Annotated in this window: 18 protein-coding genes and 2 tRNA genes; 15 read left to right on the top strand and 5 right to left on the bottom strand. The window is 63.7% G+C overall.

Going from position 1 to position 20,104, the window contains the following annotated elements:
• Positions 1–275: 275 nt before the first annotated feature.
• On the top strand, positions 276–1,040 hold the full coding sequence (locus tag QQS52_RS05120) for an ABC transporter ATP-binding protein (RefSeq protein ID WP_472772867.1): 765 nt from the start codon (positions 276–278) through the stop codon (positions 1,038–1,040).
• Positions 1,041–1,042: 2 nt separating this feature from the next.
• Complete coding sequence (locus tag QQS52_RS05115) at positions 1,043–3,592, top strand: ABC transporter permease (protein WP_472772866.1); 2,550 nt, start codon at positions 1,043–1,045, stop codon at positions 3,590–3,592.
• 17 nt (positions 3,593–3,609) lie between these two features.
• Here QQS52_RS05115 and QQS52_RS05110 read toward each other — a convergent pair whose 3' ends face one another.
• The 3 genes from QQS52_RS05110 to QQS52_RS05100 are packed head-to-tail and all read right to left on the bottom strand — an operon-like array spanning position 3,610 to position 5,779.
• On the bottom strand, positions 3,610–4,011 hold the full coding sequence (locus tag QQS52_RS05110; protein ID WP_472772865.1) for a fluoride efflux transporter FluC: 402 nt from the start codon (positions 4,009–4,011) through the stop codon (positions 3,610–3,612).
• Positions 4,008–4,322 carry a fluoride efflux transporter family protein gene (locus QQS52_RS05105; RefSeq protein ID WP_472772864.1) on the bottom strand — a complete coding sequence of 105 codons (315 nt, stop codon included), beginning with the start codon at positions 4,320–4,322 and terminating at the stop codon, positions 4,008–4,010. Before QQS52_RS05105 ends, QQS52_RS05110 begins: the two co-directional genes overlap by 4 nt.
• A gap of 35 nt (positions 4,323–4,357) precedes the next feature.
• Positions 4,358–5,779, bottom strand: coding sequence for an alanine/glycine:cation symporter family protein (locus tag QQS52_RS05100; protein WP_472772863.1), 1,422 nt, complete (start codon positions 5,777–5,779; stop codon positions 4,358–4,360).
• A gap of 175 nt (positions 5,780–5,954) precedes the next feature.
• On the opposite strand from QQS52_RS05100, the gene pgm reads away from it, so the two are divergent.
• From pgm to QQS52_RS05070, 6 genes are all read left to right on the top strand, one after another.
• Complete coding sequence (gene pgm / locus QQS52_RS05095) at positions 5,955–7,577, top strand: phosphoglucomutase (alpha-D-glucose-1,6-bisphosphate-dependent) (protein WP_472772862.1); 1,623 nt, start codon at positions 5,955–5,957, stop codon at positions 7,575–7,577.
• An 18-nt stretch (positions 7,578–7,595) separates the two neighbouring features.
• Positions 7,596–8,057 (top strand): MauE/DoxX family redox-associated membrane protein, encoded by a 462-nt coding sequence (locus QQS52_RS05090; protein ID WP_472772861.1) that lies wholly within the window; start codon positions 7,596–7,598, stop codon positions 8,055–8,057.
• A 71-nt stretch (positions 8,058–8,128) separates the two neighbouring features.
• Positions 8,129–8,869, top strand: coding sequence for a thioredoxin domain-containing protein (locus QQS52_RS05085; protein ID WP_472772860.1), 741 nt, complete (start codon positions 8,129–8,131; stop codon positions 8,867–8,869).
• 115 nt (positions 8,870–8,984) lie between these two features.
• Positions 8,985–9,057 (top strand) — tRNA-Ala (locus QQS52_RS05080).
• A 37-nt stretch (positions 9,058–9,094) separates the two neighbouring features.
• Positions 9,095–9,170: transfer RNA gene (locus QQS52_RS05075), tRNA-Ala, on the top strand.
• Positions 9,171–9,266: 96 nt separating this feature from the next.
• Complete coding sequence (locus tag QQS52_RS05070; RefSeq protein ID WP_472772859.1) at positions 9,267–10,013, top strand: fructosamine kinase family protein; 747 nt, start codon at positions 9,267–9,269, stop codon at positions 10,011–10,013.
• Here QQS52_RS05070 and nadE read toward each other — a convergent pair.
• On the bottom strand, positions 10,000–10,824 hold the full coding sequence (nadE, locus tag QQS52_RS05065) for an ammonia-dependent NAD(+) synthetase (protein WP_472772858.1): 825 nt from the start codon (positions 10,822–10,824) through the stop codon (positions 10,000–10,002). The two genes, QQS52_RS05070 and nadE, sit on opposite strands and share 14 nt — an antisense overlap.
• A gap of 26 nt (positions 10,825–10,850) precedes the next feature.
• Here nadE and QQS52_RS05060 point away from each other — a divergent pair, with 26 nt between their 5' ends.
• From QQS52_RS05060 to nrdE, 5 genes are all read left to right on the top strand, one after another.
• On the top strand, positions 10,851–12,188 hold the full coding sequence (locus QQS52_RS05060; protein ID WP_472772857.1) for a sugar porter family MFS transporter: 1,338 nt from the start codon (positions 10,851–10,853) through the stop codon (positions 12,186–12,188).
• Between the two features lie 121 nt (positions 12,189–12,309).
• Positions 12,310–12,432 carry a type B 50S ribosomal protein L36 gene (gene ykgO, locus QQS52_RS05055; RefSeq protein WP_003847162.1) on the top strand — a complete coding sequence of 41 codons (123 nt, stop codon included), beginning with the start codon at positions 12,310–12,312 and terminating at the stop codon, positions 12,430–12,432.
• Positions 12,433–12,828: 396 nt separating this feature from the next.
• Entirely contained in the window at positions 12,829–13,068 is a 240-nt protein-coding gene (gene nrdH / locus QQS52_RS05050; RefSeq protein WP_472772856.1) for a glutaredoxin-like protein NrdH, read from the top strand.
• A gap of 19 nt (positions 13,069–13,087) precedes the next feature.
• On the top strand, positions 13,088–13,525 hold the full coding sequence (gene nrdI / locus QQS52_RS05045) for a class Ib ribonucleoside-diphosphate reductase assembly flavoprotein NrdI (RefSeq protein WP_472772855.1): 438 nt from the start codon (positions 13,088–13,090) through the stop codon (positions 13,523–13,525).
• Between the two features lie 179 nt (positions 13,526–13,704).
• Complete coding sequence (gene nrdE / locus QQS52_RS05040) at positions 13,705–15,867, top strand: class 1b ribonucleoside-diphosphate reductase subunit alpha (RefSeq protein WP_141759400.1); 2,163 nt, start codon at positions 13,705–13,707, stop codon at positions 15,865–15,867.
• A gap of 102 nt (positions 15,868–15,969) precedes the next feature.
• Here nrdE and QQS52_RS05035 read toward each other — a convergent pair whose 3' ends face one another.
• Entirely contained in the window at positions 15,970–16,689 is a 720-nt protein-coding gene (locus QQS52_RS05035; protein ID WP_472772854.1) for a FadR/GntR family transcriptional regulator, read from the bottom strand.
• 294 nt (positions 16,690–16,983) lie between these two features.
• On the opposite strand from QQS52_RS05035, the gene nrdF reads away from it, so the two are divergent.
• Entirely contained in the window at positions 16,984–17,973 is a 990-nt protein-coding gene (nrdF, locus tag QQS52_RS05030) for a class 1b ribonucleoside-diphosphate reductase subunit beta (RefSeq protein ID WP_472772853.1), read from the top strand.
• Between the two features lie 349 nt (positions 17,974–18,322).
• Positions 18,323–20,020 carry an aa3-type cytochrome oxidase subunit I gene (gene ctaD, locus QQS52_RS05025; protein ID WP_472772852.1) on the top strand — a complete coding sequence of 566 codons (1,698 nt, stop codon included), beginning with the start codon at positions 18,323–18,325 and terminating at the stop codon, positions 20,018–20,020.
• Positions 20,021–20,104: the final 84 nt, after the last annotated feature.

Here is a 20,104-nt window from a genome sequence, read left to right as displayed (position 1 = left end):
ATGGTACTGCAACCGGGAGGTTGTGGGAGAGTAGGTTACCGCCGACACCAAACAACAACACATAATTCAATAACCAAGGAAGGGCTCCCGGCCACAGGCCGGGAGCCCTTCCTTTCTGCGATCCTTGGCTTTATTCTCTCGGGTCTTAGTCAGCGTCGTTTGCCGACCTGACGGGGTGCTCGGTTGTCTGTATTGCTTTGAGGGGTGGTGATGCGACAGGTTGTCTGGCACGCTAAGCTGTAATAGTTGTTATCTACAGTTAAGAAAGTGAAGTTATGACTTATTCTGCCGCTTCTCCCGTCGGCGCGTCGACCCCGGCAGTTGCAGCCCGGGCCATCGAGCTGTTTAAGCAGTACGGCCAAGGGGAAACTTCTGTTACCGCACTGGATCACGTGACCATCGACTTTCGCCAGCAGGAATTCACGGCCATCATGGGGCCGTCGGGCTCCGGCAAGTCGACGCTGATGCACACCATGGCGGGCCTGGACTCGGCGACCAGCGGTGCTGCCCTCATTGGGGAGACGGATCTGTCGCAACTTAGCGATAAGGAGATCACTGCTCTGCGCCGCGACCGCATCGGCTTTATCTTCCAGTCCTTCAACCTGGTGCCGACGCTGACCGCGGCAGAAAACATCACCCTGCCGGTGGATATCGCCGGCAAGAAGGTGGATAAGTCGTGGTTCGGCGAGATCACCACGCGCCTGGGCTTGGCGCAGCGCCTGGAGCACCGCCCGGCTGAGCTCTCTGGCGGCCAACAGCAGCGCGTGGCCTGCGCCCGCGCGCTGGTCTCCCGCCCGGAGATCATCTTCGGCGACGAGCCGACCGGCAACCTGGACTCCAATTCTTCCGCCGAGGTCCTAGACATCCTGCGCACCAGTGTCGACCAAGATGGGCAGACCGTCGTTATCGTCACGCACGACGCCAAGGCGGCATCGTACGCAGACCGGGTCGTCTTCCTGGCCGACGGCCGTATGGTGCACGAGCTGGAGGATCCTTCCATGGAGGCCATCCACCAGATCATGGCGGAGATTGAGAGCTAAGTATGGGCAAGAACAAAACCATGCGTAGGGTATCCCTGCGCAACATCCTGGCCCACAAGCTGCGGTTGGGTCTGACGGTGCTGGCCGTGGTGCTGGGCACCGCCTTCATCGCGGGCTCGTTCATGTTTACCAACTCGCTGTCCTCGACGTTCGACTCCGCGGTGTCGAACTCTTTTACCGGCGTGGACGCGGCCGTCTCCCAGAAGGAGAGCGGCCCGCTTCTTAACGCGGAGATGCGGCAGAAATTGGCGGACGACCCGCAAGTCGGCGGCGTCAACATGGAGTCGAGCCAGACGGTCGTGGTGGCCAATTCCGATTCCGAGGCCTTCCAGACCCAGGGTGGTACCTCCGCGCTAGTGCCGTATTACGCGCCCGAGGACACGGTGGGTCAGCCGGCGGAGCTCGTCGAGGGTAACGCCCCGCAGGGCACCAACGAGGTCGTCGTAAATTCCGGGGCGGCCGAGAAATTCGGCATCGGAATCGGCGACGAGGTCGTCGTGGTCCACCCGGACAAGCAGGACCGGATGACTATCTCGGGCATCGTTGAGCCGGCGATCGAGCAGGGGTCCGGGCTAACCCTGTCGATGGACGCCGAGGGCTTCAACGAGGCCTACGGTGACTCCCAGCAGCTGCGCGTGGCCACAGCCGATGGGGTAAGCGCCGACCAGCTGGTCGATCACCTCAACGCGACCTACGAGGTCGAGGCTGAGTCCGGCCAGAAACTGGCCGACGAGCTCTCCGAGACCATCTCCGGGGCGCTGAAGTTCGTCAATTACTTCCTCATCGCCTTCGGGCTCATCGCGCTGCTGGTGGGCACCTTCATCATCGCGAACACCTTCTCCATGATCGTCGCGCAGCGGACCAAGGAATTCGCGCTTCTGCGCGCCCTGGGCGCCTCCCGCGGCCAGATCACCGGCTCGGTGGTCATGGAATCTCTCATCGTGGGGCTCATTGGCTCCGCCCTGGGCGTCGTCGCGGGCATTGGCCTGGTCGTTATCATCAAGGCTGTCATGAACGGCCAGGGCATGCCGTTGGACGACTCGCTGGGCCTGTCCGCCTCCGCCGTCCTGGTCCCGCTGGTGCTCGGCACCATCGTCACGGTGGTCTCTGCCTGGATGCCGGCCCAGCGGGCGGGCGCGGTGGAGCCGGTCGAGGCGAGGCGCACCACCGAGTCTGCCGCCGGATCCTCGCTCAAGGTGCGTACCATCATCGGTGGCCTCGTCCTGGTACTCGGCGCGGCCCTGGCAGCCATGGGCGCGCTTATCGATGCCGAGACTACCCCGCGCGCCGTCCTAGTCGGTGTGGGCGCCCTCTTTGTCATCGTGGGCTTCTTCCTCGCCGGCCCGGCGCTCTCGCTGCCCATCGTGCCGGTGCTGGGTAGGGTCTTCGGTGCCCCCTTCGGGGCCATAGGCCGCCTGGCCGCGACCAACTCCCGGCGCAACCCGCGACGCACGGCCGCGACCGCCTTCGCGCTGACCCTGGGCATCGCGCTCGTCACCGCGATCGGTATGTTGGGCGCGACGATGAAGACGTCCATCTCCAACGTGCTGGATGACAAGATCTCGGCCGACTATATTCTAGCCGGCCCGCAGTCTGGCTCCTTCCCGACGCCGAATGACACCGCCGACAAGGCCAGCGAGGCCGACGGGGTAGGCGAAGTGCTCTCGCTGTCCATGGCGCCGGTCGCCATCGATGGGCAGGCCAGCCTGGACTACGGCCCCCGCTTCCAGCAGTCCATGGTCATGGACACCAACCCGGAAAACCTCTTCCAGCTGGATGTGGCGGAAGGCAACGTCAACTTCGAGGCTGAGCCCGGCTTCATCGCCACCACCGATTACGTCGCCGAGCACGGCTGGCAGGTGGGACAGACCTACCCGATGACCAGGGCCGGCGGCATCGGCGAGGCGGTCGATGCCAAGCTCATCGGCACCTTCGAGCCGAACCAGATAATCCAGGGCTTCGCGATTAACCAGGCCCTGGTCGAGGAGCTCGTGCCGCGGGACGCGCTGACCATCCAGATGGTGGGCGTCAACGCGGCCGAGGGCACCGACCTGGAGGAGCTGCGCAGCAACCTGGAAGAGGCCGTCAAGGACCTCGTGGTTGTCCAGGTCGCCACCGGCGAGGAGTACGCCAGCGAGTCCGCCGGCGCGATCGACCAGATGCTCTCCATCCTTTACGCGCTGCTGGCGCTGGCCGTGGTCATCGCCGTGCTGGGCATCGTCAACACCCTGACCCTAGGCGTCATCGAGCGCCGCCAGGAGATCGGCATGCTGCGCGCCGTGGGTACCCAGCGCCGCCAGATCCGCACCATGATCACCCTGGAGGCGGTCCAGATCGCCATCTTCGGCGCGGTCATGGGCATCCTCATCGGCCTGGGGCTGGGCTGGTCCTTCATCCAGGTCATGTCCGACCAGGGCCTCGACGAGGCCACCGTCCCTTGGGGGCAGCTGGCCATCATGCTGGTCGGCTCCGGCTTGGTGGGCGTAATCGCCGCCCTCTGGCCGGCTGGCCGGGCCGCGAAGACCCCGCCGCTGGAGGCCATCTCCTCTTAAAGCCGCCCCGCGCGGGGCTAGCCGAACCAGATTCGCTCGGCCCAGATCACCCCGCGCCACGCGGCGATAATGCCAATCGCCACAGTGATAGCCGCATACCGCAAGGCCCGCCCCCAGTGGCGGGCCTTGAGCATGACTCCCAGCTCCCGCGCAAAAGTGGACCAGGTTGACAGACCGCCGGCGAAACCACCGGTTAGGCCCATGTAGGCCACGGAACCCCACGGCCCGGCCTCCCAGCCGCCCAGGCGGAAAAACCCCACGGTCAGGCCCAGGGCGAGCGAGCCCAGGATATTCGCCGCGAAGGTGCCTCCCGGGCTGGGCAGAAGGCGCGACAGGCCGTAGCGCAGCATGCCCCCTAGAAACGCGCCCAGCCCTACCGCGGCGAGGATGAGCAGGGTGTTGAGGCTCAGCGCCGTCATGACCGCTCACCACTGAAGTGCGCGCCGGCCAGGTACGCGCCGACGCAGCCTAGCAGCGTGGCCGCCACGTAGGCGGCCGCGGCGCCGGGGCTGAGCTCCGAGCTGAGCAGGGCGAAGGTGGCGAAGCTGGTAAATCCCCCGAGCACCCCGGTCGACCAGAAAGGCCCGGGCCGGTAATACCCCATGAGCGCTGAGCCGGCAACGTTGATGGCCAGCAGCGGCCACCACGCCTGGGCAAAAAACGCCATGAGCCCGACCCGGGCAACAGCGCCCAAGGCAGCCCCGGCGCCGACAATCAGAGCTTCGCGCATAGTCTCCTATGCTAGTGCTAGCCGCGGCAAGGCGGCTACTTCCAGTCCATCCCTTGGGCTTCGGTGAACTCGCGCACCTCGGTGAACGGGCGGTTTAGGCCCGGATCGAATTTGAGGTAGGCCTTGGTCTCGCGAGCCACCAGCCCGGAGAGGATGAGCAGGCCGATGAGGTTGGGTACCGCCATCAGGCCGTTAGCCAGGTCGGAGAAGGACCAGACCAGATCCAGTTCGGTGACGGCGCCGACGAAGACGACGACGGTGAAGAACATGCGGTAGGGCAGGGTAGCGATGGTGCCCACCAGGGAGGCCAGCGCGCGCTCGCCGTAGTAGGACCACGCCACGATGGTCGAGAAGGCGAAGAAGATGATGGACAGAGAGACGATGGTGCCGCCCCAGTGGCCGGGCAGGCCGACGGAGAAGGCGTCGGCAGTCATGGTGGCGGCGTTGTCGCGGCCTTCGTCCCAGGTGTCGGTCACCACGATGACTAGGCCAGTGATGGAGACCACGACGAGGGTGTCGATGAAGGTCTGGGTCATGGATACGAAAGCCTGGCGGGCCGGGTGCGGGGTCTTGGCGGCCGCGGCGGCAATCGCGGCGGAACCCATGCCGGACTCGTTTGAGAAGATGCCGCGGGCGACACCGAACTGGATGACCATGATGATGCCGGCGCCGGTGAAGCCGCCGGCCGCCGAGGTGCCGGTGAAGGCGTCGGTGAAGACCGTGGCCAGGGCCTCCGGCAGCGCCCCGGCGTTGGTGATGAGCACGATGATCCCGCCGACCACGTAGATGATGATCATCAGCGGCACGAAGGCGGAGGTAATGCGGCCGATGGCCTGGATGCCGCCGAGCAGCACCGCGCCGATGGCGACGAACATGATGGCGCCCGAGGCGACCGGGTCGATGCCGAAGGTGGACTCCATGTTGGAAGCGATGGCGTTGCCCTGCGTGAGGTTGCCGATGCCGAAGGAGGCGAAGACCGCGAAGATGGCGAAGGCCACGCCGAGGATCTTGCCCAGGGGCCCGCGGATGCCGCGCTGGAGGTAGATCTGCGGGCCGCCGATTTGCTCCCCGCGGGCGTCGGTGGCGCGGAAACGGACGCCCAAATAGGCCTCCGTGTACTTGGTGATCATGCCGACCAGGCCGGTGACCCAGATCCAGAACAGGGCGCCCGGCCCGCCGATGGACAGGGCCGTGGCCACACCCACGATGTTGCCGACACCCACGGTGGCGGCCAGCGCCGTGGTCAGCGCCTGGTAGTTCGTAATATCACCGTCGGTGGAATCATCCGAGTCGTCGCGGCTGAACACCGCGCGCAGGGAACGGCCGAGGGCGCGAAACTGCAGGCCGCCCATGCGGATGGTCAAAAAGAGGCCGGTCAACAGCAGCAGGGGGATAAGGAAGAACGGGCCCCAGACGACGGAGCCCACCGAGTCGAGCAAATTCTGTAACGAGTCCATTCTTGGAATGTACCCGCCGCCACACTGATTTGTGACCTAAATGACAAAAGATTTGTGTGGCGGGGGTAAAGGCAGGTGTGCTCATGCTGCGCGCCGTGGCCGCGCGGGCGACAATGAAGGCGCAAGGATCCGTGCCAGCACTGGCCTCCCTAAACCGCGACGAGAGGAACCCGCCATGGCCCACCCCCGCGCCGGACAGCCGGCCCGCCCGGAAGACCGCGACGACATCGCCCACGTGGTGACCTCCTACTATGCGCTCCGCCCTGACGTCCACATCCCGGGCCAGGAGGTGGTCTTTGGCACCTCAGGCCATCGCGGCAGCAGCCTGGACGCGGCGTTTAACGAATGGCATATCTGGGCCATCACCCAGGCCATCGTGGACTACCGCACCGAACACGGCATCGCCGGCCCGCTGTTTATCGGCCGGGATACCCATGCGCTGTCCGAGCCGGCGATGGTCTCGGCGCTGCAAGTCCTCGTCGCCCGCGGGGTGGACGTGCGGGTCGATGCCCGCGGCGGCTACACCCCGACCCCGGCGGTCTCCCGCGCCATCGTCACCCACCCGGGCAGCGACGGCATTGTGATCACCCCGTCCCACAACCCGCCGCGCGACGGCGGCTTTAAGTACAACCCGCCGACGGGTGGCCCGGCCGACTCCGCGGCGACCGACTGGATAGCCGACCGCGCCAACGGCTACCTGCGCGCCGGCCTCGAGGGCGTCGAACGAGCCGACGTTGCCGGGGGCACGGACCCGGGCCTTGCGACCTACGACTTCCTGGGCTCCTACGTCGACGACCTCGACAAGGTGGTGGACCTGCGGGCCATCGCCAAGGCGGGCGTGCGCATTGGCGCGGACCCGATGGGCGGGGCGGCGGTGGACTACTGGCCGGAGATCGCCCGGCGCTACGGGCTGCAGCTGACCGTGGTCAACCCGCAGGTGGACGCCACCTTCGGGTTTATGACCCTAGACAAGGACGGCCAGATCCGGATGGACTGCTCCTCCCCGGCGGCGATGGCCTCGCTGATTGCCAACCGGGAGACCTACGACATCGCCACCGGCAACGACGCGGACGCGGACCGGCACGGAATCGTCACCCCGGACGCCGGGCTGATGGACCCCAACCACTACCTCGCGGTGGCCGTGGACTACCTCTTTTCGCACCGTCCCGACTGGGAAGGTGCCGGGATCGGCAAGACCGCGGTGTCCTCCTCGCTCATTGACCGGGTGGCGGGCCGCCTGGGACGGGAACTGGTGGAGGTCCCCGTCGGCTTCAAGTGGTTCGTGCCGGGGCTGCAGGACGCCTCCCTAGCCTTCGGCGGCGAGGAATCCGCCGGCGCGTCCTTCCTCTGCTTCGACGGCAGCACCTGGACCACCGACAAGGACGGCATCATCATGAACCTGCTCGCCGCCGAGATTCAGGCGGTGACCGGGCAGTCGCCGTCCCAGCGCTACCAGGAGCTGACTGAACAGCTGGGCAGCTTAGCCTACGCGCGCATCGACGAGCCCGCCGACCGCGCCGCCAAGGTCGTCCTCAAGGGGCTTAGTCCGGACGCGGTCACGGCGACGCAGCTGGCCGGGGAGGACATCCGCGCCAAGCTCACCGAGGCTCCGGGCAACGGCGCGGCCCTGGGCGGGCTCAAGGTGGTCACCGAAAACGCCTGGTTCGCTGCGCGCCCCTCGGGTACGGAGGACAAGTACAAGATCTACGCGGAGTCCTTCCTGGGTGAAAAACACCTGGAACAAGTTCTGAAAGAGGCTGTCGATGTGGTCAAGAACGCATTGAGCAGCGCCGAGTAATGTGTAAACTGTTCAAGCGTGAAGAAACTCGATAAAAGCCTGATTCTCGACCTCGTTAGCGCCTTCGCGCGCTTCTTCATGGCGTATATCTGGATCGCCGCAGGTGTGGAGAAACTCAACAAGCACTTTACGATGACCCAGACCATCGAGGCTTATCAGATCTTCACGCCGGAATGGTCGCACTACTTGGCCCATCTCATTGGCCCGCTGGAAATCGCCGGCGGTGTCCTGCTGCTTCTGGGCCTGTTCATGCGCTCGGCAGCCAAGGTGGGCATCATCGTGCTGGTGCTATTCATGATCGGCATTGGCCAAGCCTGGGCCCGCGGACTGGACATCGACTGCGGCTGTTTCGAAGTCGATCCGGCCAACACTGACCAAGTCATGGACTACGTCAAGACCCTGGGGCGCGATCTCTTCTTCCTCGTGCTCATGGTCTGGGTTTGGGTGCGTCCGTTCAAGAGGTTCGCAATTTACCCCTAAGGCCTGCTTGGGTAGGCTATTCCCAGGTGCAAAGACCGCAAACAACCCTAAACCAAGGATGAGTGGAGTAAGTGAGTAATTCTCGGAAAGTCACGGACCCGAACGCCAGCGGCAAGTCCGGGTTCCTGTGGGGCCTGGTAGCCCTGCTGGTCATCGTCGCCGTCGTTATCGGTTACATCATCTGGAACGGCCAGAGCGCAAAGACCGATGAGCTGGCCGACCGCGCCGTCGACGTCAACCTGGACATGCAGTACGAGGACCACTCCGTGGTGCTCAAGTCCGCCAACACCAAGGACGATGCCCCGGTTGTCGACCTGTACGAAGACTTCTCTTGCCCGCACTGCGCGGAGCTGGCAGTCGCCTCCGACGAAAAGATGGCCCAGGCCATCGAGGACGGCAAGATGGTCGTCCACATCCGCACCCTGAACTTCATGGACGGCGAGGACGATCCGGAAAAGCTTGACGGCTACTCCACCCAAGCGGCCACCGCGGCCCGCGCTCTGGTGGAAGACGGCGACGTCCACGCCTACTGGAACCTGCGCAAGGTCCTGCTCGAGGACCAGCAGGATGTCGCCCGCCAGTGGGGCGCCGAGGAAATGGCTGACGCCGCCAAGGCTTTCGACGCCTCCGGCGACGCCGTAGACAAGATCAAGGGCATGGATCTGAGCGCCGGCCAGGAATTTGCCGCCGCCAACTACCACAAGCTGGAGAAGGACACCGGTTCCGTGTCCTCCCCGCGCATCTTCGTCGACGGTGAAGAGCTGGAGCTGACCTCCGATCTGGGCGCCTGGGTCGACCAGGTAGCCAAGTAGGCTCGGCCGGAGAAAAATTAGCTCACGCTGGCGATTTGGTTCGCGCCTTCGCCAGCGTGTAGATTAATACGAGTTGCCGCACTAGATACCGCACGGTGTCTAATGCACGGCATGCGGGGCTATGGCGCAGCTGGTAGCGCACCACACTGGCAGTGTGGGGGTCACGGGTTCGAATCCCGTTAGCTCCACTCCACAACTTCATACCTGGTACTTTCGCAGTACTTTGGGGCTATGGCGCAGCTGGTAGCGCACCACACTGGCAGTGTGGGGGTCACGGGTTCGAATCCCGTTAGCTCCACCAATTTTTAAAACCCGGGTTCAGCTCAGCTGGCCCGGGTTTTGCTGTGCCTGCCCGCGCGCTCGGTTCGCCGGGGTGAGCTTTGGTTAGGATGGTGGGATGGCTACTTTTACCAAGGACGTTGCCCAACCCGATCAGGCCGGGGCGGAGGCCGCGGGCCTGCGCTGGCTGCACCAGGCGGTGCCAGAGGCCGTCGTGGAGGTCGTCGAGGTAGGGCAGAGCTACCTGCGCACCGAGCGGGTGGAACCGGCCACCCCCACGGCGGAGGCGGCGCGCGAATTCGGCCGGCGCCTGCGCCGGATCCATGCCGCCGGGGCCGAGGCCTTTGGCTGCCCGCCTGCGGGCTGGGAGGGCAAGAACTTCATCGGCCGCGTCGTACAGGACTGCATCCCGAGTGATTCGTGGGGCACCTTCTACGCCCAGCAGCGCGTGCTGCCCTTCGCTCGCGGGGCGGGCCTTTCCGCCGGTGACCTGGACACGGTGGAGCGAGCCTGCCAGGCCATCGCCGCGACCGACTTCGACGTGGAACCCGCCCGAATTCACGGCGACCTGTGGGCCGGCAACCTGCTGTTTAGCGAGGGCGGCGCTGTGGTCATCGACCCGGCGGCCCACGGTGGGCATCCGCACACGGACCTGGCGATGCTGGAACTTTTCGGCGCCCCGTACTTCGACGAGATTCTGGCCGGGTATGGCGATCCGAAGGTCGACTTCGACCTGCACCAGCTGCATCCGCTGGCGGTGCACGCCATGACCCACGGGCGGGCCTACCAGCGCCCGCTGGTCGCGGCCGCGCGCGGCGTGCTCGAGCGCTACTGGGCGCGCGGGGGAGGAGCTATAGCGGGCTAGGGCCCTGCGGCATCTGGCGCTTGTGTGCGCCGGCGCGCCAGAGGCGCTCGATGGTGGCGGCGGCCGCGGAGGGGACCGACTTGCCCTCCAGGTAGTCGTCGATGTCGGAATAGCTAACGCCCAGCGCCTCCTCGTCCGGCAGGCCCGGCTTGTTGTCTTCCAGATCGGCGGTGGGCACCTTGGCCCAGGTCGAGCGCGGCGCGCCGAGGTGTACTAGCAGTTGTGCACCCTGCCGCTTGTTGAGGCCGGCGAGCGGGAGGAGATCCGCTGCACCGTCGCCCCATTTGGTGAAGAATCCGGTGACGTTTTCCGCGGCGTGGTCGGTGCCGATTACCAAGAGGTTCTTCTCGCCGGCCACGGCGTACTGGGCGACCATGCGCAGGCGGGCCTTGACGTTGCCGCGGTTGAAGTCGCCGAGCGCGTCCTGGCCCAAGGAATCGGCCGCGGCGGCGGAGAGGGCATCGGTAGCCGGGGCGATGTCTAAATCCAAGCGGTGATCGGGCTGGATGAAGTCCAGGGCCACCTGGGCGTCGTCCTCGTCGGCCTGCTGGCCGTAGGGCAGGCGCACGGCCCAGAAGGCCGCGCCGTCGACCTGCTCGCAGGCCAGCTGGGCCAGCCGGCCGGCCAGGGTGGAGTCCTGGCCGCCCGAAATTCCTAGGACGTAGCCTGCCGCGCCGGTGGTCTCGAGGCAATTAACCAGGAAGTCGACGCGCTGCTCGAGCTCTTTTGCTGGATCGATTAAGGGCCGGGTGTGCAGGGCTTTTATGATTTCGGACTGGGTGGAGTTCGGATCTGGTGACATGTGCTTCATCGTAGTGGAGTGCGACAATGTGGGACGTGAAACAAAGTTCTTATATTAAAACGGTGGCGACGGTAGCGGCGCTGGGCGGCTTGCTCTTCGGCTACGACACCGGCGTGATGAGCGGTGCGTTGCTGTTTATTTCCCCCGAGTTCGGGATGAGCGCCCACGAGGAGGGCTGGGTGACCTCGGCGCTGCTCATCGGTGCCGCCATCGGTGCGCTCAGCGCCGGCCGCGTGGCGGAATCCCTGGGGCGGCGTCGGACGCTCATCCTGGGCGGCGTCGTCTTCGTGGTGGGCTCCATTTGGTGCGCGCTGTCCGGCTCGGTGATGATGCTGGCGGCCGCGCGGGCCTTCCTGGGCCTGGCGGTCGGCGCGGTCTCCATAGTCTCGCCCATGTATATCTCGGAGATGGTGCCCACGGCCGTGCGCGGCAAGCTGGTCTCGCTCAATACCCTGATGATCGTGGTGGGGCAGCTGCTGGCCTACCTGGTCAACTCCGCGCTGGCGGGGCTGGGTAGCTGGCACCTGATGCTGGCGGCCGCGGCCATCCCGGGCGCGGCGCTCGCGCTGGGCATGTGGTTCCTGCCGGATACTCCCGTCTGGTTGGTCGCCCGCGGCCGCATCGAGGACGCCCGCCGGGTGGCCAACCGGGTTGGGCTGGAGCTGGACGAGGTCGCCGACAGCCAGCACCATCAAACCGACGGCAGCGAGTTTTCGCGGCTGAAGTCCGCGCGCTGGCTGCAGGTGACCGTCCTGCTGGCCATGCTGATGGGGCTGACCCAGCAGATTACCGGCGTGAACGCGATTGTTTATTTCGCGCCGACGATGATGAACCAGGTGGGGATTTCCACCCAGAACTCGGTCTATACTTCCATGGTCATCGGCGCGGTCTCCGTTGCGGCGTGCTGGGTGGGCCTCAAGGTGGTCGACCGAGTAGGCCGCAAGCGTCTCCTGCTCATCGGCCTGAGTGGCAACGTGGTCTCCCTGTTCGCCCTGGCTGTGGTCTACGCGCGGGCGGAGGGCTCGGTGCTCTTCGCCGGTCTGTCGCTGGTGCTGATGGCTAGCTTCATCGCCTTCCAGCAGGCGGCGGTCTCGCCCACCACGTGGCTGCTGATTTCGGAGCTGGTGCCGGTGGGCATCCGCGGCATCGGCATGGGTATTGCCGGGCTCAGCCTGTGGGCGACCAACTGGGCCGTGGCGCAGTACTTCCTGCCGCTGGTGGAGTGGCTGACCGGCCCGTGGGCCTTTACGCTCTTCGGCTGTCTGGGGCTCGTGGCCATCGGCTATACCCGGGGGCTGGTGCCGGAGACCATGGGGCGCAGCCTCGAAGAGGTCTCTGCCGACCTGCGGCGGCGCTACCAACCCCAGGAATGAATTTTGGGGTCTGGGGCAACGTACGGTAAAGTGTTTCCCCGTGTCAGTGCTGAGGTTGCTCAGCACGTTCTTTGTTATAGATTAAACCGCATTTTATTGCGCATTCAGAAAGGAGCGCCCGATGAAGGTCCGCAAGTCGCTTCGGTCGCTGAAGAAGAAGCCGGGCGCCCAGGTTATTCGCCGCCACGGCAAGGTCTTCGTGATCAACAAGAAGGATCCGCGTTTCAAGGCTCGCCAAGGCTAGTCTAAACCGGACGCGCGAAAGCCGCTCCCCGTCGCACGACCAGTGCAGTACGGGGAGCGGCTTTCTGCGTTACGGGGTAATTACACCCTTGTAAGTGAATTCTGTCACAATGGACTGGCTCGTCCTGCGGAAATACCAACGGTGTAGTTACGTCGTTGGTGAGCGCCGGCCTAGATGTGGGGCTTGAGCTGCGGATGTCCTGCGGATATCCCGCGTGGGAGCACAAGATCTTGTGCCTGTTGCGGGTATCTGCCCCAAAGTATAGTGTTGTCGGTGTTGCTCCGGCGGGCCAAGGTGCCGCCTTGAGAGGGCGTCGAAGAGCGCGCAACGTGCTCTGCGGCCAAGCCGGAGAAGAAGGAATCTGCCTCCCCGAAACGGATTAAGGAACCTGCCACCATGTCTATCAAGCTCTACACCAAGCCCGCCTGCATGCAGTGCAACGCCACCAAGAAGGCGCTGGACCGTGCCGGCCTGGACTACGAGTCCGTAGATATCTCCCTCGACGACGAGGCCCGTGACTACGTCATGGCTCTGGGCTATGTCTCCGCCCCCGTCGTGGAAGCCAATGGTGAGCACTGGTCCGGCTTCCGCCCGGACCGCATCAAGGAACTGGCAACCCTCGCCGCCACCGCGTAACTAGGGGCAGGGAACATCCATGTTGGTCGTGTATTTTTCTTCCGCCACGGAAAATACGCGCCGCTTCGTGGAGAAGCTGGGCTTCCCCAATGCGCGTATTCCGCTGCGGCTGAACGATGAGCCGCTGATTGTCAACGAGCCCTACGTCTTGGTCTGCCCGACCTACGGCGGGGGAGCGTCCATCAACCACCAAAACTCCCGCCCGGTTCCCCGGCAGGTCATCCGTTTCTTAAACGATGAGCATAACCGGAGTCTCATCCGTGCGGTTATCGCGGGAGGCAACAGTAACTTCGGCACCGACTTCGGGAAGGCCGGGGATGTTATCTCCGCCAAATGCAAGGTGCCGTACGTCTATCGCTTCGAACTACTCGGCAGCTCCGACGACGTGGAGGTTTGCCGCGGCGGTTTGCTAGCGAATGCGCAGCAGCTAGGGCTGGAGCCCGGCCTGAGCGCATAGGACAATCAACAAAAGTCGGCCGCGGGGAAGCGGCCGGACAGATAGACTTGAAAACATGAAATATCGCGTGGGCTAACTAGGGCGGTTGGCAGTCGCGTCTTACTTTGCGGGGACGCGGCTGGCCAACCGCCTTCGCCGGCCCGCGCATTACGTAGTAGATGAAAGGCCTGAGTGCAGCCGTGGATAACCAGTTGGGAAAGACTGTGGCAGAGCCGGTTAAGCCGGAAGAAAAACTCGATTATCACGCGTTGAACGCGCTGTTGAACCTGTACGACGAAGACGGCAAGATTCAGTTCCACCAGGACCGTGAGGCTGCCAATCAGTTTTTCCTGCAGCACGTCAACCAGAACACCGTCTACTTCCACGACCTGGAAGAAAAGATTGGCTACCTGGTGGACAACCAGTACTATGACCCGACGGTCATTGAGAAGTACGAGTTTTCCGACATCAAGGACCTGTTCAAGCGGGCTTATGCCTTCAAGTTCCGTTTCAAGTCCTTCCTGGGCGCGTACAAGTACTACACCAGCTACACGCTGAAGACCTTCGACGGCCGCCGCTACCTCGAGCGCTTCGAGGACCGCGTGGCCATGACCGCCCTGTTCTTGGCCGACGGCGACGTCGACTTTGCCGGCAAGATCGTCGACGAAATCATGACCGGCCGTTTCCAGCCGGCCACCCCGACCTTCCTGAACGCCGGCAAGGCCCAGCGCGGCGAACTGGTGTCCTGCTTCCTGCTGCGCATCGAGGACAACATGGAGTCCATCGGGCGCTCCATCAACTCGGCCTTGCAGCTGTCCAAGCGCGGCGGCGGCGTGGCGCTGTTGCTGTCGAATATCCGCGAGTCCGGTGCGCCGATCAAGCACATCGAGAACCAGTCTTCGGGCGTCATCCCGGTTATGAAGCTGCTGGAGGACTCCTTCTCCTACGCTAACCAGCTGGGCGCCCGCCAAGGCGCGGGCGCGGTCTACCTGAACGCCCACCACCCGGACATCCTGAACTTCCTGGACACCAAGCGCGAGAACGCGGACGAGAAGATCCGTATCAAGACCCTCTCGCTCGGCGTGGTTATCCCGGACATCACCTTCGAGCTGGCCAAGCGCAACGACGACATGTACCTCTTCTCGCCGTACGACGTGGAGCGCGTCTATGGCAAGGCCTTCGGGGATATCTCCGTGACCGAACACTACGAGGAAATGGTCGAGGATCCGCGCATCCGGAAGAAGAAGATTAACGCCCGCCACTTCTTCCAGACCATCGCGGAGATCCAGTTTGAGTCCGGCTACCCCTACATCATGTTCGAGGACACCGTGAACCGGGCCAACCCGGTCAAGACGGGCCGGATCAACATGTCCAACCTGTGCTCGGAGATCCTGCAGGTCAACTCCCCGTCGGAGTTCAATACGGACCTTACCTACCGCACCCTGGGCAACGATATCTCCTGCAACCTGGGTTCACTGAACATCGCCATGACGATGGACTCGGACAACTTCGCTCAGACCGTCGAGACCGCCATCCGCGGCCTGACCGCGGTCGCGGACATGACGGCTATTGACTCCGTGCCGTCCGTGCGCCAGGGCAACGATCGGTCCCACGCCATCGGCCTGGGCCAGATGAACCTGCACGGCTTCTTGGGGCGCGAGCACATCGAATACGGCTCCGAGGAGGCGCTGGACTTCACCAACGCCTACTTTGCGGCGGTGCTTTATGCCTCCCTGCGCGCCTCCCTGAAGATCGCGCAGGAGCGCGGCGAGGCCTTCGCGGAGTTCCCGCAGTCCGAGTACGCGACCGGCGAGTTCTTCGACCGCTACGATCCAGCGGAATTCCAGCCGCAGACCGAGCGCGTCAAGGAGCTTTTCGCAAACTCGACCATCCACACGCCGTCTGCCGAGGAGTGGGAGCAGCTCAAGCAGGACGTCGCCCGCGACGGCCTGTACAACCGCAACCTGCAGGCCGTGCCGCCGACGGGTTCCATCTCCTACATCAACAACTCGACGTCGTCCATCCATCCCATCGCCTCCAAGATCGAGATCCGTAAGGAAGGCAAGATCGGCCGCGTCTATTACCCGGCGCCGCACATGGACAACGACAACCTGGAGTACTTCAAGGACTCCTACGAGATCGGCTACGAGAAGATCATTGACACCTACGCGGTCGCCACGAAATACGTGGACCAGGGTCTGTCGCTGACCCTGTTCTTCAAGGACACGGTCACCACCCGTGACATCAACAAGGCCCAGATCTACGCTTGGAGCAAGGGCATTAAGACTCTGTACTACATCCGCCTGCGCCAGATGGCGCTGGAAGGCACCGAGGTCGAAGGCTGCGTGTCCTGCATGCTCTAGCTGCAGCCCGCGCTGACCGCCGGTAGCGCCAGAGGGCCCAAGGGAATCGCCGTGATTCCCTCGGGTCTTTCTTTTTCTTTCCTCGCCCTTTAAACCTGGCGCTTACCAGTCGCGGTGGGAGCTGGCGCGGTTTTCGTCCAGGATGATGCGCGAGAGGTGCTCGGCGCGGTCCGGGTCGCGGTCCCGGATGGCGGCGGCGAGCTCGTGGTGGAGCTGCGTGGTACCGGCGACCGGATCGCGCTTGGGGGAGCCGAAGACGGACTTGCCCTTGAAGGTGGACAGCAGCGACGGCGCGAGCGCGGCGAACATCTCGTTGCCGGAGGCTTGCAGGATCATGGTGTGGAAGCGCAAGTCGGTGGCCAGCTCTTCGCCGACGCGCGAGGACGGGGAGGTCTCCAGCTCGGTAAGCCGGCGGGCGAGGGTGGCCAGCTCGGCGCATTCCTCGGCGGTAGCGCGCCGGGCGGCCAGGCGGGCGGCGATGGGCTCGACGGCTAGGCGTAGCTGGTTGAGCGAGCCGATCTGATCGGCGCGCGTGCGCTCGGACTGCAGCCGCCAGTTGATGATGGCCTGGTCGTAGACCGCCCACTCGGTCATCGGCAGCACCGTGATCCCCACGCGCCGGGAGGAGGTCACCAGCCCCATCTGCTCGAGTGCGCGCATGGTCTCCCGGGCGACGGTCCGGGAGATATCGAAGCGGGCGCAGATATCCAGCAGGGTAAAGGTCTGGCCGGTGGTAATGGTCCCGTTGATGATCTCGGCGCCTATCTGATCGAGGACGGAGCTCAGTAGGGGAGTGGAGTGCTGGGAAGTAGGGGCAAGCAAAATCTGGAATCCTTGCGCGTGGACTGGGAAAGTAGTTGCAAAAGGCGGGACAGGAGCACGGCACGGTGGCGTATTCCTGGCGGTGATGTGCCTGGCAGCAGGCGCTTACGTGGATCTTATCGCTGGCTACAAGGATGTGTTAACGCTTGTGGGCGGACTAGACCTGATTGTTATTTTGTAGGGGTAACCGGCCGCAGCCCGAGGTTAGGACGCCCAGCGGGGAATTACGGGGCTTACTCGGGTATCGTGGTGGGTTGTAATACCCCCCCGATCCATGAAGGTAGGTCACCTGCGTTGTCTCACGAGTACGATGCGTATGTTTCCGGCCATGACCAGCCGGTTAAGGCAATCAACTGGAATACTATTCCGGACGAAAAGGACCTCGAGGTCTGGGACCGGCTGACGGGTAACTTCTGGCTGCCGGAAAAGATCCCGGTCTCCAACGACATCCCGAGCTGGAAGACGCTCACAGACAAGGAGCAGGAGACCACCATGCGGGTCTTCACCGGCCTGACGCTGCTGGATACCATCCAGGGCACCGTCGGCGCGGTCAGCTTGCTGGACGACGCCGTCACCCTGCACGAGGAGGCGGTCTACACCAACATCGCCTTCATGGAATCGGTGCACGCGAAGTCCTACTCCAATATCTTTATGACGCTGGCGTCAACCCCCATGATAAATGACGCCTTCCGCTGGTCCGAGGAGAACGAGAACCTCCAGAAGAAGGCCAAGATCGTCATGTCTTACTACGAGGGCGACGACCCGCTGAAGAAGAAAGTCGCCTCCACGCTGCTGGAGTCCTTCCTGTTCTACTCCGGCTTCTACCTGCCGATGTACTTCTCGTCCCGCGCCAAGCTGACGAACACCGCCGACATCATCCGCCTCATTATCCGCGACGAGGCCGTCCACGGCTACTACATCGGCTACAAGTACCAACAGGGCGTGCGCAATCTGGACGAGGCCAAGCAGCAGGAGCTGAAGGAATACACCTTCGACCTGCTCTACGATCTTTACGACAACGAGATCGACTACACCGAGGATCTCTACGACGAGCTGGGCTGGACCGAAGACGTCAAGCGCTTCCTGCGTTACAACGCCAACAAGGCCCTCAACAACCTGGGCTACGAGGGCCTCTTCCCAGCGGACGAGACCCGCGTGTCGCCGTCCATCCTGTCCTCGCTGTCGCCGAACGCGGACGAGAACCACGACTTCTTCTCCGGTTCCGGCTCCTCCTACGTCATCGGCAAGGCGGAGGAGACCACCGACGACGACTGGGACTTCTAAGAAGCTTCTCAGTTCCCGACACCCCCGGCGGATACGTCAACCGAAAGGATGACGTATCACGGGGGTGTATTTTCGTCTCTGCACCGGCGGCGACGCGGGCCTGGCCCGGGAAAAATTGTGGGCTACACCACGTTTGCTCACGGGCGGGTTGCGGGCCGGCAAAAAACTAGGCCCAATTTGCTGCGACAATGCCGCCACACGAGTCACACCAGGCCACTCAGCTGCGAATTCGAGTCTTAGAAACGGCTGGCAAAGTGGGGTGGAGTTGGCCTAGGATTAGGCGGTGTAAAACTTTTAAGCGCTTGTATGGCATAAAGCTGGCAAGCGCTTGCTAGTCAGGAGGATATTAATGACCGCTGTGGCGCCACGGTTGGACGATTACGTCCAGCCTTCACGTCCAGAGCCGACGGGGCATGCTAAGACCGGTTCCAAGGCTTGGATGATGTTGACCACCACTGACCACAAGCAGCTGGGCATCATGTACCTGATCATGTCGTTCAGCTTCTTCTTCCTTGGTGGCCTGATGGCACTGCTGATCCGCGCTGAGCTGTTCACGCCGGGTCTGCAGTTCCTGTCTAACGAGCAGTTCAACCAGCTGTTCACCATGCACGGCACTGTGATGCTGCTGCTGTTCGCAACCCCGGTTGTCTGGGGCTTTGCTAACTACATCCTGCCCCTGCAGATTGGTGCGCCGGATGTGGCCTTCCCGCGTCTGAACGCCTTCGGCTTCTGGATCACCACCATCGGTGGTGTCGTGATGCTGGCGGGCTTTTTGACCCCGGGCGGCGCTGCCGACTTCGGCTGGACCATGTACCTGCCGCTGGCGGACTCCGTCCACACCCCGGGTATCGGCGCTGACATGTGGATTGTCGGCGTCGGCGCTACCGGTGTCGGTACCGTTGCTTCCGCCATCAACATGGTCACCACCGTGTTGACCCTGCGTGCGCCCGGCATGACCATGTTCCGCATGCCGGTGTTCACCTGGACCATCTTTACCGCTTCCGTGCTGGCCCTGATGATCTTCCCGCTTCTGCTGGCTGCGGCACTGGGCGTTCTCTACGACCGCAAGCTGGGCGGCCACATCTTCGACTCCGCTAACGGTGGCGGCATCCTGTGGCAGCACCTGTTCTGGTTCTTCGGCCACCCGGAGGTTTACGTTCTGGCCCTGCCGTTCTTCGGAATCGTCTCCGAGGTCGTCCCGGTCTTCGCCCGCAAGCCGGTCTTCGGCTACGTCGGCCTCATCTTCGCCACCCTGTCCATCGGTGCGTTGTCGATGGCCGTCTGGGCTCACCACATGTTCGTCACCGGCGCGGTCCTGCTGCCGTTCTTCTCGTTCATGACGTTCCTGATTGCGGTCCCGACCGGTATGAAGTTCTTCAACTGGGTCGGCACCCTGTGGAAGGGCCACATCACCTGGGATACTCCGATGATCTTCGCCATGGGCTTCATGGCCACCTTCCTCTTCGGTGGTATGACCGGCATCATGCTGGCCTCCCCGGCACTGGACTTCCACCTGGCTGAGTCCTACTTCCTGATTGCTCACTTCCACTACACCCTGTTCGGTACCGTGGTCTTCTCCGCCTTCGCGGGTCTGTACTTCTGGTTCCCGAAGATGACGGGCCGCATGCTGGATGAGCGTCTGGGCAAGATTCACTTCTGGCTGACCTTCATCGGCTTCCACGGCACCTTCCTGGTCCAGCACTGGGTCGGCAACATGGGTATGCCGCGTCGTTACGCCGACTACCTGGAGTCCGACGGCTTCACCATCTACAACCAGATCTCGACCATCTTCTCCTTCGTGCTGGGTGCCTCCGTCATCCCGCTGATTTGGAACGTGTTCAAGTCCTGGCGCTACGGCGAGATCGTCACCGTCGACGATCCGTGGGGCTACGGCAACTCCCTCGAGTGGGCCACCACCTGCCCGCCGCCGCGCCACAACTTCAACTCGCTGCCGCGTATCCGCTCGGAGCGTCCGGCGTTCGAGCTGCACTACCCGCACATGGTTGAGCGCATGCGCTCCGAGGCGCACATCGGCGCCGGACACTAAGTAGTGTCAACGAGGCGCTGAACCCTCCTGCCAACCAAGCCACCTTCTAGGTCCGGTTCTTACCGGGGCCGCAGAAGGTGGCTT

Source organism: Corynebacterium sp. 1103A (assembly GCF_055700955.1).
This window is presented reverse-complemented; position numbering and strand designations above follow the sequence as displayed.

Coding starts and splice junctions, on each gene's coding strand:
- QQS52_RS05110 (WP_472772865.1), bottom strand. CDS start 4,011: ATGACGGCGCTGAGCCTCAACACCCTGCTCATCCTCGCCGCGGTAGGG.
- ykgO (WP_003847162.1), top strand. CDS start 12,310: ATGAAGGTCCGCAAGTCGCTTCGGTCGCTGAAGAAGAAGCCGGGCGCC.
- QQS52_RS05070 (WP_472772859.1), top strand. CDS start 9,267: ATGGCTACTTTTACCAAGGACGTTGCCCAACCCGATCAGGCCGGGGCG.
- nrdH (WP_472772856.1), top strand. CDS start 12,829: ATGTCTATCAAGCTCTACACCAAGCCCGCCTGCATGCAGTGCAACGCC.
- QQS52_RS05105 (WP_472772864.1), bottom strand. CDS start 4,322: ATGCGCGAAGCTCTGATTGTCGGCGCCGGGGCTGCCTTGGGCGCTGTT.
- pgm (WP_472772862.1), top strand. CDS start 5,955: ATGGCCCACCCCCGCGCCGGACAGCCGGCCCGCCCGGAAGACCGCGAC.
- QQS52_RS05115 (WP_472772866.1), top strand. CDS start 1,043: ATGGGCAAGAACAAAACCATGCGTAGGGTATCCCTGCGCAACATCCTG.
- QQS52_RS05120 (WP_472772867.1), top strand. CDS start 276: ATGACTTATTCTGCCGCTTCTCCCGTCGGCGCGTCGACCCCGGCAGTT.
- QQS52_RS05100 (WP_472772863.1), bottom strand. CDS start 5,779: ATGGACTCGTTACAGAATTTGCTCGACTCGGTGGGCTCCGTCGTCTGG.
- nadE (WP_472772858.1), bottom strand. CDS start 10,824: ATGAAGCACATGTCACCAGATCCGAACTCCACCCAGTCCGAAATCATA.
- ctaD (WP_472772852.1), top strand. CDS start 18,323: ATGACCGCTGTGGCGCCACGGTTGGACGATTACGTCCAGCCTTCACGT.
- nrdI (WP_472772855.1), top strand. CDS start 13,088: ATGTTGGTCGTGTATTTTTCTTCCGCCACGGAAAATACGCGCCGCTTC.